At 58.4% G+C, this 13,737-nt stretch carries 9 protein-coding genes and 2 pseudogenes; 2 read left to right on the top strand and 9 right to left on the bottom strand.

Annotated elements, in window-relative coordinates:
* On the bottom strand, window positions 1-1,382 hold a 1,382-nt coding region (gene istA, locus AruPA_RS20420; protein WP_265638585.1), incomplete at its 3' end, for an IS21 family transposase.
* A 109-nt stretch (window positions 1,383-1,491) separates the two neighbouring features.
* Here istA and AruPA_RS20415 point away from each other — a divergent pair.
* Window positions 1,492-2,262 (top strand): annotated as a pseudogene (locus tag AruPA_RS20415) (ISAs1 family transposase); the annotation flags it as partial.
* On the opposite strand, the gene AruPA_RS20410 reads toward AruPA_RS20415, so the two are convergent.
* From AruPA_RS20410 to AruPA_RS20385, 6 genes are all read right to left on the bottom strand, one after another.
* Window positions 2,253-2,780 (bottom strand): transposase family protein, encoded by a 528-nt coding sequence (locus tag AruPA_RS20410; RefSeq protein ID WP_265638584.1) that lies wholly within the window; start codon window positions 2,778-2,780, stop codon window positions 2,253-2,255. The pseudogene AruPA_RS20415 and the gene AruPA_RS20410 overlap by 10 nt on opposite strands.
* Before the next feature lie 196 nt (window positions 2,781-2,976).
* On the bottom strand, window positions 2,977-4,089 hold the full coding sequence (locus AruPA_RS20405; RefSeq protein ID WP_265638583.1) for a glycosyltransferase family 2 protein: 1,113 nt from the start codon (window positions 4,087-4,089) through the stop codon (window positions 2,977-2,979).
* Window positions 4,090-4,374: 285 nt separating this feature from the next.
* Window positions 4,375-5,907, bottom strand: a complete 1,533-nt coding sequence (locus AruPA_RS20400; RefSeq protein ID WP_265638582.1) for a YfhO family protein — start codon at window positions 5,905-5,907, stop codon at window positions 4,375-4,377.
* A gap of 134 nt (window positions 5,908-6,041) precedes the next feature.
* A complete protein-coding gene (locus tag AruPA_RS20395; protein WP_265638581.1) occupies window positions 6,042-7,190 on the bottom strand; it encodes an FkbM family methyltransferase in 1,149 nt (382 codons plus the stop codon).
* 2 nt (window positions 7,191-7,192) lie between these two features.
* On the bottom strand, window positions 7,193-9,619 hold the full coding sequence (locus tag AruPA_RS20390; RefSeq protein ID WP_265638580.1) for a glycosyltransferase: 2,427 nt from the start codon (window positions 9,617-9,619) through the stop codon (window positions 7,193-7,195).
* Between the two features lie 100 nt (window positions 9,620-9,719).
* Window positions 9,720-10,007: a transposase gene (locus AruPA_RS20385; protein WP_265638579.1), complete on the bottom strand. Its 288-nt coding sequence runs from the start codon at window positions 10,005-10,007 to the stop codon at window positions 9,720-9,722.
* Window positions 10,008-10,889: 882 nt separating this feature from the next.
* Between AruPA_RS20385 and AruPA_RS20380 the strand changes: the two genes are divergently transcribed.
* Window positions 10,890-12,770: an AI-2E family transporter gene (locus AruPA_RS20380; protein WP_265638578.1), complete on the top strand. Its 1,881-nt coding sequence runs from the start codon at window positions 10,890-10,892 to the stop codon at window positions 12,768-12,770.
* A 205-nt stretch (window positions 12,771-12,975) separates the two neighbouring features.
* On the opposite strand, the gene AruPA_RS21905 is transcribed toward AruPA_RS20380, so the two are convergent.
* Together AruPA_RS21905 and AruPA_RS20370 are read right to left on the bottom strand one after the other, a co-directional pair.
* On the bottom strand, window positions 12,976-13,620 hold the full coding sequence (locus AruPA_RS21905; protein ID WP_408859084.1) for a transposase: 645 nt from the start codon (window positions 13,618-13,620) through the stop codon (window positions 12,976-12,978).
* A pseudogene (locus tag AruPA_RS20370) lies at window positions 13,617-13,737 on the bottom strand (IS5/IS1182 family transposase); the annotation flags it as partial. The gene AruPA_RS21905 and the pseudogene AruPA_RS20370, both read right to left, overlap by 4 nt.

The raw sequence follows: 13,737 nt of genomic DNA, 5'->3' as shown, positions 1-13,737 counted from the left end.
CAGGCCCCGAGCGAGACGGTGGTGGTGATCGCCGTACGCAGCCGATCATGGCCGAATTCCTGGCCGAGCAGCAGCACGGTGATCATCGCGTGCGTGCCCTTCTCCTTGCCGTGGCGTGCCCGCAACCGGGCCCATAACACGTCATAGCTGTCGGGCCAGCGGCCTGCGGCGCGCCATTGCGCCAAGGGCTTGGAGCCCGCGAACGCGCCTGGCTTGTGGTTCAGCACCTCGAGATAATGCTCGAGGTCGAGCACATGCTGGCACCGCTGATGGCAACGCTCGTGGCGGGCAATCTGCTTGCCGGCGTGCCAGATCTCGACATGCACCGGCCGGATCCGCGCCTCCACCCGGATACCGACTTTCACCGGTACCGAGTAGAAATTTGTCTTCACCAGGACACAGCCGTGCTTGTCGACCAGCGGGAAGGCGATCTCGGCGATGTCGAACCCCTCGGTCGCGCATGGCAGCAGATGGTCGCGTTCCATATTCATCGTGGTGCCCACCGTGTCGATCCGCCCGGCCAGAACACGCGCTTCATCGGCTAGGCAATCGGCGAGCAGACTAGCGTTCAGCGCGTCGAGATCGGCCATGACCGGCACCGGAACCAGATGATTACGCCGGAAATATCCGCCTTCACCCTCGATGCCGCCCTTCTCATGACCCTGGGCCGGATTGCAGAATTCAGCACTGAACCGCCAATGCGAGCGGAACGCCACGAACCGCACCGTCTCCTCGCGTCGATGGCCGCGCAGGATCTTGCGCACCGCACTCGCCAGATTGTCATACCGCAGCAGGCGGAAGACCCCACCGAAATACGCGAACGCCATCTCGTGCGCCTCGAGAAACGCCTGCTGCGTCGCGCTGAGATACGCCCGGTGGAACGCCGCCCCGCTCGCCATCGAACGCATCGCGAAGACCTGAACCTTGGTGCGCTCACCCTCGAAATCGACCCAGGCTTCATACCAATCGACCTGCGCCTCATGACCCAGCGCGTAGCTTTGCGGCACGAACGTGTCGCGCCGGATCAGCCCGACCTGGTGCTTGCGTTCGCGCACATGGTTGCGCACCGTCGATTCCGCGACCGATACGCCGGGAAACTCGGTCAGGATCCGCCGATAAATCCGCCGCGCCGTATGCCGCTGCTTGCGCGGCGCCCGCTGATCCGCCTCCAAAACACCATCGATGAACGCCACCACAGCATCCAGCTTCGGCTTCACACGCGCCGGATACTGATGCACAGGCGGCACCGCGCCCGCCAGCGCCTGGCGGACCATCCGCCGATGAACCCCAAATTTTGCCGCAACACCGGCTACCGTGCCGATCCCAAACTCATGCTCCCGACGAAGCTGCTCGAATAATTCCACTTTGGTCTTCCAGTCCATGAATGGCTCCTCGATCGTGCCGAGGAGACCCTACGTTCGACGGTGGAGGTGGGCCAAAGTTCGCCATCACTGCTGGGCCAAAATTCAGTAGCAAAGCCACCGCGGTCGCGAACAAGCGCCGCTTCACGTTGTCAGTGCATGGGCCTGCGATCGGCGGCTGGTGCTCGGGCAGCGCCAAGTCGGAGACAAATCCAACGAGATCACCGCAATCCCGGAATTGCTCGACGTGCTGGACATCAAAGGCGCGATCGTCACCCTGGACGCGATGGGGTGCCAGCGATCAATCGCTTCCAGGATTATCGAGCGGGGTGCTGATTATCTCGTGACCCTCAAGGCGAACCAGGGGAAAAAGTTCGCCGCAGTGCAGGAGCTTTGCTCAACCAACTGTTTCAGCCGCTCGGCCACTCACCGGCCGGTCCATGACGAATTCGATGATGGTCATGGCCGACTGGTCCGGCGCCGCGTGTTCGTCTGCCCCGATACCACGGCGCTGGAACCGCTCCGCGATTGGCCAGGTCTCAAAACCGTTCTGGCCGTGGAGACCACCCGCAGCGTCAACGGGTCCGGAAAGACCGAAACTGACATTCGCTACTTCCTGTCCAGCAGTGCCGACCAGCCAGAAATTCTGGCGAAAGCGATCCGCCGGCATTGGCAGATCGAGAACAGCCTACACTGGGTGCTCGACGTCATCTTCAATGAAGATCACTGCCGGATACGGGACCGGAAAGCTGTCCAGAACTTCGCCCTGCTCCGAAAGATCGCAATCAATCTCGTTCGCCCCCATCAAGCATCCAAGGCCAGCCTGAAAGGGCGGCGGAAAATGGCCGCCTGGGACAACCGATACATGGAGCAAGTTCTCACCGGCAACTTTCATGCGTAACCCCTGATGGTTCCATAGGTCTGGCCCCTACGCCACGACCAATCGTCGATGCCGACGACACGAAGCGCCGTCGCTGAGGGCGTCGCAGAGCGGCTCTTCAGGCAGCGCAGGACCGTATCATCACTCACCACCATGCCGAAGCAGCCCAGCAGTCGTTCCGCCGGCCGACCGCCGGTGCTATGTCCGAGCAGGCGAACAATCTCGGCCACCCTCGATGTTCGGCGTGCTTTTTTCACGATCTCGTTTGAGGCGCATCCCGAGAATGTCCGTCGCGTGCACTGCTGATTGAGACACTTGAGCCGCGTGACGGTCAGCTTGATCGTCACTGACGCTCCTTGCGTCGGCAAATCCTGCAAGGACCGGCGGTAGAGGCCGTGCCGCACAGTTGAAACGGCGCCGCAGGAGGGACAGGCGCCGCGGTTGGAGCCAGTGGCTTCGACAATCCAGCTGGCGCCATCTCGATGGATATCAACAACATGAATGCCGGCGAGTGGACTGAGGTGCAGGGTTTTGCTCATTCGCGAGATTTACCCGCTATGCAGCCAAAACCATAGCTGGCCTCGGGTCACACAAAGTGAGGCAGGACCTCTTTAAGGGAAACTGACAGCATGGCTCAGACGGTATGCGTGATCGTGAGTTCGTTGGATAGACAGGTGCTGTTGAGCTACCTTTGATTTCCATTCCACTGAAAAATATTCTTATTTCGTGGTCATTTCAAACGCGCCAGACCAGTGTGGCAGAGATCGCGTAATTCCAGACTACCCCAATTGCCGAGCCGATAGCGCTGGCCAGGATGCCGGTTGAGTTGGCCCGGTACAGGGCGTTGGCGATGCCGATATTGGCAATCGCGCCCAAGCCGCAGACCACCAAGAAGAGAGCAAGGCCCTGCCAGTAGCGCGCGCCACGCAGCTTCACCGTACGGTAGGTCAGGCGGTTGTTTAGTTCAAAGTTGGCGATCATGGCAACGATGGTACCCAGCGTTTGTGCTCTGTCGAAACCAAGCGAGGCCACCCGGCCGACCTCCATCACTGCGAGGTTCACGCCCATACCAAAAAGGCCGACTAGGGCGAAGGAGATGAAGCGCAGTGGTACGACGCCACCGAGCGCGCGATCGACGAATTGGCCCGCGAACTGAACCATTACCAGTATGTCTAATTTGCTCTCACCAGCAGCGCGGGGGCGAAACCTGTAGGGTATCTCAACTAACTTCAACGGAGCGGGGGAGGAAAGCAACAGATCCAGCAGAATCTTGAAGCCTCGCCCGTTCAGTCGATAGGCGAGATCCTCGAAGAGTTTCTGGCGGAGAAGAAAGAAGCCACTCATTGGGTCAGAGACTTCCGCACCAGCGAGTTTCTGGGCGACAGAGATGCCGACCCTAGACAGACGCTGGCGGCTCGACGAGGCGAGGCCGGTGGCGTCACCGTCACCGACATGGCGACTGCCGACCGCGATATCGGCACCGCCGTTCACCGCATTTAGCATGGCGGGTAGGATGGCTTCGTCATGCTGCAGGTCGCCATCGATCACCGCAACGAATTCTGCCGAACTCGACAGAGTACCCTCGATCACCGCGGAGGAGAGGCCGCGGCGGCCTACGCGACGAATGCAGCGGACACGCGAATCAGATTTCGCGAGGAGACGTGCGGCGTTGGCCGTTCCGTCGGGACTGTCATCATCGACGAAGATCACTTCCCAGTCTATGCCGATGAGGGCGGACTCGAGGGCAGCGACCATCGGCGCAACATTCCGCACCTCTTGGAAGCAAGGAACGATGACGCTCAGGGCCGGTCCTGAGTTGGTGGTTTCTCTTTCGATATCATCTAACATACCGCGAATGTCGCCTGAGGTTCCTTTTGAGTAGCACGGAATAATCACCTCCCATATTTTGTCCCAATCGACAACTCGGATGTCCAGGCAGAGATTTTGCTCCGCGGAGCAGGCGGCTTAATTTCCAATTATTTACTCTAGAGAGTCAGTTTTGCGTTACTCCTAAATCGAAATTAGCAGTATATAATGATCATAAAATTTGATAAACCTACTTTTTTTATCTATTTCTGGCATATAGATTTTTGACAGCTGGTTATGGGGTTAGCAGTATTCCAAATTTGCAGCTTATGGCGTTTCAGGCGGGGGTATGGAAACGATATCATCGCCGTCTATTCTGACGGTCGTCCACCCAATCTTGCGGATGGCATCAGCCAGGGCTTGGGGTGTTCCAGGTGCTATAATGATGTCGCTCACATGGTGTGTCCGACAATAGGTCAGAAGATCGTGCGTGAAGTGGCTTTCCGTGCGCCCGGTAAAGAAATCCCGGACGATAGGCGACGCCCATTCGTCGAGTGGAGGATAGCCGACATAGCCGCCCGATTGCGTGAACTGCATTCTCGCGTCGAGTTGCCAAGACATATCGGGCCCATTCTGTGCGAAAGGAAGAATAACGACGTTTGCACCGCGCGGCACGACGCGGGACCAGTTGGGGTCATGAAATAACCTGTCCGCGGGCATGTCGGACCATTTGAAGAGCTGCGGATTGGGCAAAAGGCATAGATACGCCGCCATCCCCAAGACGAGACGGACCGGCTTGGTACCGCCCCTACCGGCCGCGATCCAGCATCCGACGGAGATTGCCGCAGCGAGCGAGACATACATAGTGAACCGGATCGGCAGAGCCGATCTGATCAATGGCAAATGCGTGAAGAAGAGCCATGGGAGGGGAATCGATGTTCGAACGCCGTCAAGATGCAGCCAGGGACCGAGGCTACATAGAGCTAGAACGGCGATAGACAGGAGCAGGCTGCGGGCATCGCGATGGGCTCGTGCTTCCCAGTAATAGAGCCCAAGGATTAGAATCACTATGACGCCGAGGTAGCCGCCCTCTTCTGATGCGCCCCCGAGTATCCTAGCAGTTACACCGGCGAAAACGCTATTTCCAAACCAAGTCACCTGAGTAGGGAGGATAAAATTCAGCGGATCCGCTGAAAAATTTGCCGCCGAATTAATGGCGCTTGGTACACGATCCATCCCTATGATTAGATAATAGAGGAAAGGAGAGGCCATGACGGTCGCGAACAGACCTGCGCCCATGATCTCAGTCGCTAATCTCCAGAATATTCTCCGCTTATCTGCGTGGGCGAAAGCAAGGAATACGGTCCAAACGAGGGCACCCAGCACACAGAGCGAGGCGAAAACCTCTTCCGATATGCCGAGTTCCAGAACGAGAGCCAGAGTGAGAAGTAGGATGAATGCTGTAGGCGAAATCTCTTCGCGGACCCGTTTCACTACCAGTAGAACGACAAGTGGCACTAGGAAAGTGAAATCAAGATTAAGATGACCCAGCATCTGCCCCAGCTCGTAAGACGAGAAACCGTAGAGCAGTCCGGCAATGAAGCTTGCTTTAGCATCCCGCGTAATACAGCGGACGAGAAAGAAACAACACCATGCGTTCAGAACCGGTGCCAGAAGTGTTAGGAAGTTATAAGAGGCCGTGGCTCCCGCCAGCAGCGTAAGCGGAGCCGCAGCGAGTGCCAGCGTCGGCACCGAGGTGGCCCATACGGTATCAAATCCCCGTGGATACCATACGAAATGCGTCCAGAACGGGTTAAGACCGTGCAGAAGGGCGAATGGCCACCAGTTGAGGAACCACATGAAAAGCTCAGGATCGGCGACACCTACAGCGACATATCGGCCTGACCAGCTTGCGATCGATCCGAAAAATACCAAGGAAAGCGCGACGTATACTACGAGCGCTGTCGCACTCGCGGCCCAAGATCTCATGAGAGTCAGTCCGCCTTCCTACCCGTCAGAATTTTTAGCGTTCGTCTTGGCCGTGCGATCGCACGAATCGGGCGCGTAATCCGCCATGAAGTCGATCGCAATATTGCATCTATTCGTTTCTCGGCAGTCGCATATTGTGCCTCTGCGACGATACGTTTCGCTTCTGCGGCCGCGCGTCCCGCCTCTGCAGCCGCGCGTCCCGCCTCCGCAGCCGCATACTGTGCCTCTGCGACCGCGCGTTCCGCCTCAACGCCCTCCATCTGATTGCCAAGTGTTGTCATACGCGTCCGGACAACCGATAGCTCCTCCCGCGCCCGTACCAGATCCTCTTCCAAACACAGACGACGGTTTAGCGCGTTCCGCAACGAGCTAATTTCCAAAAGCGCATTCGCTCGCTCTTGCTTGAGACTTTTGCATTCCTCGTGGAGGAATTTGCGCTCCTGCAAAAGCTGGACTTCTGCAAGCGGTTTGAATCGGTCGAACACGTTCAGTGGGGTGTCAAACGCGCCTTCGGGCGCGACGAACTCCATCTCAAGATAGTAGTCATTCAGCCCATCGAAATAGGCGCGACGGTAGCCTTCTCGTTCCAGGAGCGAGCCCACTACATCCGGACGTCGCACCGGCGTCTCCGGAAAGGTCGCTTCGACTACTAGCACTCGTGGCCGGAACCGGCTCCAGTCGTTTGATTGGATGACATTTGGTTCCAATCCCTCTACGTCGATCTTGAGTAGGTCAATCGCAGGTGGCCGCGCGAGCTCGAGCACTTCGCGGAGCGTTTTGGTTTTCACCCGGCACTCAACAATTTCAAAACCCTTTTGCCGCGCGCGCTCGGCTTCATCTGGATCGCAGGTGGAAAGACCAGTGCCTGTTACCTCAAAGAAGAGTAAGTCCTCGGTCACGTCGGAAATGGCTATATTGAGGTTGCAGTCCCGCGGTCGTTCCGCAGCCAGGGCTTCAAAAAAGATTTTGTTCGGTTCTATATTGATACCTGACCAGCCGCGATCGTAGAGCGCTTTGGTATCATTCTCAAACATCGGGTGCGCCGCGCCGACGTCTATGTAAAAGCCCGTCGGCTGTTTGCCGAATAGCCGGTTTAGCAGAACGTCTTCATGGTTAGCGCTATAGGAGATGAACACGTTGGATTGGCCAGACATACTTACTGCACTCCAAGAGTTCGTAGGCGTTTTAACTGAAGTTCCGCTACAGCAGCGTGGCTGTAGTATCGCCGCAGGTAGTCCTGCCCACTTACGACGATCCCTTCGGAGCGCGCGGGGCTGTCGCAGAGCCGACGCATAATCCATGCGGCGTGAGCAATATCAGGTTCTGCCCATTTTTGTCCCGCGGCGAAGGGGTACTCGCCGTCCGCCACGGGCACGAGCTGGTAGCTTACAGGATAGCCGGTTTTTTCTGTCACCAGTTCCTGGCTTGCTGAATATCCGGTGGCAATTACGGGCTTGCCAAGCAGCATTGCCTCGGCGAGCAGTAGGCCAAACCCTTCGCTCCGGTGCAGAGAGAGTATGGCATCCACAGCTGCCATTAGGCCGAGCGTATCTTCCCGGCTCAAGGTCTGGTCAAGCAGGAAGATGTCGGGATGGCCGTCAATCTCCTTCCGCAGCGCGTCGAACTTTTCCGGCATCAGAGTGCCGTTCATACATTTGATTACGAGCGCCGCCGCTCCGTGGCGGTGAAACGCCCGCCGAAAGGCCTTGATTGCCGCCTGCGGATTCTTCCGCTCCACGAAAGAGAGAAAGTCGAAGGCGTAAAAGAATAGGAAACGGTCCTCAGGCAGGCCAAAGCGCGCCCGCAGTAGGGGAGTGAAAGGTTCCAACTCAATCGCGATGGGCATGTGGATTACGGGCTTGTCCACCCGCCCCGCCAGACTCCTCTGAATGAAGCGGCTCGGCGCCCAGACTTCATCGACTAAATTAAATGCCGGCAACCATGTCTCGGGGTAGCGACTGAGTTCCCAGAATGGGACACTAATCTTGAGTGCAGGCTGGTGTAGATGTGCGTTGGTTGCCTCGATCACGACAGGCAACTGGTCAGCGTTGACGTTGAAGATTTGCACAAGGGCGCTTCCGTGCTCCACCAGTAGATTCTCGCAGCTTCGGTTGTCGCGGGCCGATACTACGCCGACTTCAACATCATATCCCTCCACCTTTAGGCCGCTGGCTACCAGCGACCGTACGGTCTGCCGTCCTACCTCACCCACACCGCTTGCCGTACGCAGGTAGCCCACGACCGTGATATCGTTTCCAGATGTGTAACCCTGCGGGACTATCGGGGGCGGACGCTTAAGCGCACCCAAGCGCGCTGCCTCCGGTTCTACGAGCGGGAGGTCGAGCAGCAGGTCCTCCGCTGCATGTACGACGTACCAGTTGACCAGATCCACCACGTGGTCGGGATTGCCAAGATCGAGCCGCATCCGCAGGTGTGGAAAGGTATCATATAGGAACTTCATGAAGTTCGTGACAATATACCCTGTCTTCTGGCGAGATGCCCCGGGCCATGGCTCGTGCAGGAAGGCTTCGTAGGTAACGAACGGGTCATCCGGCCAGATCTTGTGCCATTGCCGGAACATCTGGCGGACGAAAGGGTGGATCATGGTGCCCGACGCGAATCGGTCATACGCGTAAGCGACGCCGGACAGTGTTCCATGTCCGTTTTTGAGGAGCGCTTGTGCGTAGGCCACGATTAGGCACCGTAGCGGCTCTGGCATCGAGCCGTCGAAGCGGCTGTCGTGTTTCGAGAGTCGCTCGATGCGATTTGGGTCGAAACCACTGTAGTGGTAGAAAGTAAGCGGTCGGCCATCTACGAACCAAGATTCATCGCGCATCTCTAGTGAGCGCTGTGGAAGGTTCCAGTACGCAACATTGAGCGTCGTATCATGGGAGATATAGACATTCGGAGCGAAACCTGGGACTAGGTCAATGAACTTTTGATCAACGAAGATCCCTTCGCTTTGCGCGTTGATGCATTGATAGCGAAGGCGCCGTGCCCACCAGGCGAGCACACGGCTAGCCTCGTCCCCGCGCGCGACGCCGAGAAAGCCAAGATTATAGACTCCAGCCATCATGATCGTGATGTCGTTCGGAGCGCGCTCGTCTTCGCTTGGTGAGCATAGGTGTGGCGTGAGGAAGAACGAGGCTCCTTCGCTCAATTTTGAGACAATGACGTCGAGGGCCCGGAAGACCTCGATGTCTGGGTCGAAGTAGAGCACGATATCGTAACCGAGTTCTTCAAGCAGATGTTGGAACATAAATGGCTTCAGTGCCGTGTTGAATTCCATGACATCGTAACGAAAACTGAACGCAGCGAAATCCGGAATGCCCAGTTGCTCCGCCTCTACCACCGTGCAATCTGAACCGTAGAAGCCATCAGCTTCGAGTATGCGGTCTGCCAAGCAAAGAAACAGATCCGCGTCAGGCTGGTGCCGACGAACGGAATGGAAAAACGTCCGCGCGCTCGCCAAATAATTGTTTGAGCATATGGTGAAGATCGCTATTTTTTTCATAATGTCGGATTCGCCTAGCATGGTGATACCCTGGTTGTAAGACCCCCAGGTGTTGGCTCTTGTATTCATGGTGTATCAGACGCTTCAAACCCGGTTCCAGCCTGCGATATGTCGCGTAAATTCTACAGACCGGGTGGAAACCCTGCGCGGTGCCTGGCCTGGTTGTTTTCTAGCGCCACTGCGAGACGGGCTGCGGTTTCGTTAGCCTTTGCGGCCATGATTGGCGCTTTTTTCTCCCACCGACGCCGAAGATGTCGACCTTTAAGCTATCATACCCTCGCTGCGGTGATCCGGGCGCGCCGACCACGGTGATGGCCCTTCTGATATTGTAGGCGAGTGCGGTGAAACTGAACTCGCCACGGACATGCTCTAGCCGTCGCATGAGGAACGCGCCTTGGTTCATCCACTGCTTGATGGCGCCGAAGGGATGCTCAACGGTCTCGCGCCGCAGGCCCATCACCTCCGGCCGGGAGGCTAACCGGGCGCCATGCCGTCCATTACCGCATCGTGGTACAGCCGGGACACACGGCGGTAACTGTTGGCTGTGCAGCGTGGCTTGAGCGCGCAATTCCCGCAGGCTTTACGGCTGCAGTAATCGACCTTTCGGTTGTCCCGTACCTTGGCCTCGTAGAGAGGCGCCAGCGTTGACCCACCCGGACATAGGCGGAACATCCGCCTCTGTTGCCTACGGCGCTGAAGCAGACTGGCTGTTCCCCACCTGATCCAGCCATACGAAACTGATCACGCGAACGGCAGCTTCGGAGCAACGGTGCCTCTCGGCTAATCGACCGGGATGGGCCTGTCGATCATTCGGGCTGCGGGTTTTTCTCCGGCCATGTAACCATGCTAGCCGATCACCGATGCTCCGGAAAGCCTCAATTCTGTTTACTCGGCCCCCTGCCCTGCCCGAAACCCTCGATCCGGCGCACGTCAACGTAAGTCGGCAACACGCGGCGTATGGCTCCTCCCCCGATAGCCCCCCGAATAATTCCACTACGCGCGATAATATCAGTTATCGCGACATAGAAGCACCGGAAGAAAGCTCGCCTGTGGACCGCCCGCTAGGCGGTGATCCGCAGGAAAATTTTTCGAACTATGCAATACCGATGCCATGACATTACTAACAAAAGTCGACTTTCGCTTACTTCGGGGGGCCTCCAGACATCAAATAGAGCCTATTCAAGGAAAATCATCGCAAAAAACCCAACGATCCGCCTATCGAGCTTCCAGACGTTAAGGACGAGCCATAATTAAGATAAGGCAACAATCCCGCGACCACCTTGTCCTGATGAACTTTTCGTGATGATTGGATTGGTTTATCTTGGGGACAGTTTTACCAATGGCTACAGCGACCAAACCACCACTGCCGGCCATATCGCTCAAGCCAGGCGCACGCCGGACCCCGACTGATCCCTCGAAAGTCATGACGCTGTTCGTCATGATCGTCGTCACCCTCTATTTCGGCCGCGAAGTCCTAATCCCGATCGCCCTGGCCCTGCTGCTCGCCTTCCTGCTGGTGCCGCTGGTCTCACTATTCCGCCGCATGCATCTCGGGCGCATCCCCTCCGTGCTGCTCGTGGTCACCGTCACCATCGGCATACTGCTCGCTCTCGGCAGCGTCATCGGCAGCCAGATCGGGTCCCTCGCCGGTGACCTGCCGAAATACACCACCACCATCGAAACCAAGGTCAGCACCCTCAAAGCCGCCACCCTTGGCCGGCTCACGAAACTGGTGCAGACCAATAACAGCCCAGACGCTACCCCCTCGCGGGCGTCCCGATCGACCGCATCGCAATCCCCCGCGCAGCCAGCGCACGCCGGCAAATCAACCCCCGCTCAGGCCCAGCCGGCAGCCTCGGCAACCTCGCGCTGGGGCATGGCCAAGGAGTTCCTCACCCCCATCCTCTCGCCGCTTGCAACGCTCGGCATCGTCTTCATCGTGGCCATTTTCGCGCTCCTCCAAAGCGAGGATTTGCGCGATCGCCTGATCCGCCTGCTCGGCGCCGACGACATCCACCGCACGACCATCGCCATGGATGATGCCGACAGCCGCTTGCGGCGCTATTTCCTCACCCAACTCACCGTCAACACCGCGTTCGGCCTCGTCGTCGGCATCGGACTGTTCATCATCGGCGTCCCAAACCCTGTTCTCTGGGGGGTCCTCTCGGCGCTGCTGCGCTTCATCCCCTACATAGGTTCGTTCATCTCCGCCCTGCTGCCGATCGCCCTGGCCGCCGGCGTCGAGCCGGGCTGGTCAATGGCACTCTGGACTGCAGCCCTCTACGTCGTTGTCGAAGGCATCACCGGCCAGGCGATCGAGCCATTGGTCTACGGCCACAGCACCGGCATCTCGCCCTTCGCCGTCGTGGTGGCCGCCATCTTCTGGTCCTGGGTCTGGGGCCCGGTCGGCCTGTTCCTGTCCACGCCGCTCACCCTGTGCCTGGTGGTCCTGGGCCGTAACGTCAAACGCTTGGAGTTCCTCGATGTCATCTTTGGCGACCGCCCCGCCCTCAGCCCGGTCGAAAGCTTCTATCAGCGCATCCTGGCTGAAGACGGCGATGAAGTGCTCGAACAGGCTGAAATACTGCTCAAAGAAATGCCCCTCTCGGAGTATTACGACGACGTCGCCCTCAAAGGCATGCAACTCGCCGCCATTGATGCCGAACGCGGCGTACTCGCCGCCGATCAGCTCGAGACCGTTAAAAAAACCATCTATGAGCTGGTCGAAAGCCTGACCGAACACATCGAAAAGCGCGACGACCCGGCCGATGCCACCGACCCGTTATCCGCTGGCGCACCCCCGCTGGACGGCGCCCCCGCCATCCTCAGCATCGCCGGCCGTGGCCCGCTCGATGAACCGGCGTCTGCCATGCTGGTGCACCTCCTCCAGGACCAGGGCATCGCCGCCCGACTGGTCAAATACAACGACGTTTCCCGCCACACCCTGCAAAACCTCGACGTCAGCAACGTCGCCATGGCCTCAATCGCATATCTCGACATCAGCGGCAGTCCCGCTCACTTGCGCTACCTGATCCGCCGCCTCCGGCGCTACCTGCCCCCCGGCACGCCAATCCTGGTCGGACTCTGGCCTAGCGACGATCCCGCTCAGGATCAGACCCGCACCGCCATCGGTGCCGATCATTATGCCAACTCCTTCGCTGACGTCATCAAGTCCTGCGTCACCGTTATCGCCACAGACCATATCCCGCTGCCCGGCTGATTTTGAGGCGGCAACTTTGACGTTTACGGAAAGGGCTCTGACACCTGGAGCAACGGTCCGACTGAAGGTCAGATCAACCGACTGAAGACGCTGAAAGGGCGAGGTGCGGCCGTGCGGGCGTCGATTTGCTCCGCGCGCGAATGATGCCCTTCAAAGTCGACCCGATTCACACGAATTGAGGCAGAGTCTCTTTAAGGGTCCTGCCTCAAATCGTATGAAAACCAGCGGGTTGGAATGGAAGCATTCGGGCGCGCAGGAGAGCCACGCCGGCGCGACCATACATGGCTCGCTTGAGTGTTTTCAGCCGACTGATCTGCCCCTCGGCTTGCCCATTGCTCCATCGCTCGGTCACGGCGTTACGGACAGCGTCCAGATCTCCCTGTGCCGTGCGCGCGAAGCGCTGGAGCGCATAGATTCCGGAATGGCAGGCTTCTTCGAGCCACGCATCGAGCTTGCCACCATCTCGGCTGCGAAGGATCCCGGGAAACCGCATGGCAAAACCCCGCATGGCCGCGAAATCAGTGGATGAAGACTTCAGCGCGTCGACTGCGGCAGCCTGGCGCGGCGTCAGCTGTTTACGTGGTTTGATACAGAGTATGGCCGCCATCTGGGGCGATATCTGACGCCCCGTCACCGGGTCCTGGGCAAGCAGGCCGGACGGAGTGGACGTTGCCCGTACGTCTTTACTCTCACGGTCTCGCCGCCATGATGAAACGAACCGGGCCAGATGGGTGTAGCAGCCTGTGAAGCCGAGGTGCTTGATCTCGGTAAGCAGCCGGCGCACGACAGTGCATCCTTCCGCCCAGCGGCGCGACAAGTAGCCCTCATAATAGAGTCCATCCGGGATCATTTTGTTTCCTTACAGAGTTTTCGTACCATCAGCCGGATGGATGCCCAGCGTAGAAATGCAAGTCCGTTTCGGTTGAGGCATTCCCAATCCTTGGCCAACCGGCGACAACGGTTGAGC

Source organism: Acidiphilium sp. PA (genome assembly GCF_026191915.1).
GTDB lineage: Bacteria > Pseudomonadota > Alphaproteobacteria > Acetobacterales > Acetobacteraceae > Acidiphilium.
The sequence above is the reverse complement of the archived record's forward strand: the minus strand, read 5'-3'. Positions and strand labels throughout refer to the sequence as shown.

Excerpts from the sequence above, each read along its gene's own strand:
- AruPA_RS20410 (WP_265638584.1), bottom strand. The coding sequence starts at position 2,780 with ATGAGCAAAACCCTGCACCTCAGTCCACTCGCCGGCATTCATGTTGTT.
- AruPA_RS20405 (WP_265638583.1), bottom strand. The coding sequence starts at position 4,089 with ATGTTAGATGATATCGAAAGAGAAACCACCAACTCAGGACCGGCCCTG.
- AruPA_RS20400 (WP_265638582.1), bottom strand. The coding sequence starts at position 5,907 with ATGTGGTTCCTCAACTGGTGGCCATTCGCCCTTCTGCACGGTCTTAAC.
- AruPA_RS20395 (WP_265638581.1), bottom strand. The coding sequence starts at position 7,190 with ATGTCTGGCCAATCCAACGTGTTCATCTCCTATAGCGCTAACCATGAA.
- AruPA_RS20390 (WP_265638580.1), bottom strand. The coding sequence starts at position 9,619 with ATGAATACAAGAGCCAACACCTGGGGGTCTTACAACCAGGGTATCACC.
- AruPA_RS20385 (WP_265638579.1), bottom strand. The coding sequence starts at position 10,007 with ATGGGCCTGCGGCGCGAGACCGTTGAGCATCCCTTCGGCGCCATCAAG.
- AruPA_RS20380 (WP_265638578.1), top strand. The coding sequence starts at position 10,890 with ATGGCTACAGCGACCAAACCACCACTGCCGGCCATATCGCTCAAGCCA.
- AruPA_RS21905 (WP_408859084.1), bottom strand. The coding sequence starts at position 13,620 with ATGATCCCGGATGGACTCTATTATGAGGGCTACTTGTCGCGCCGCTGG.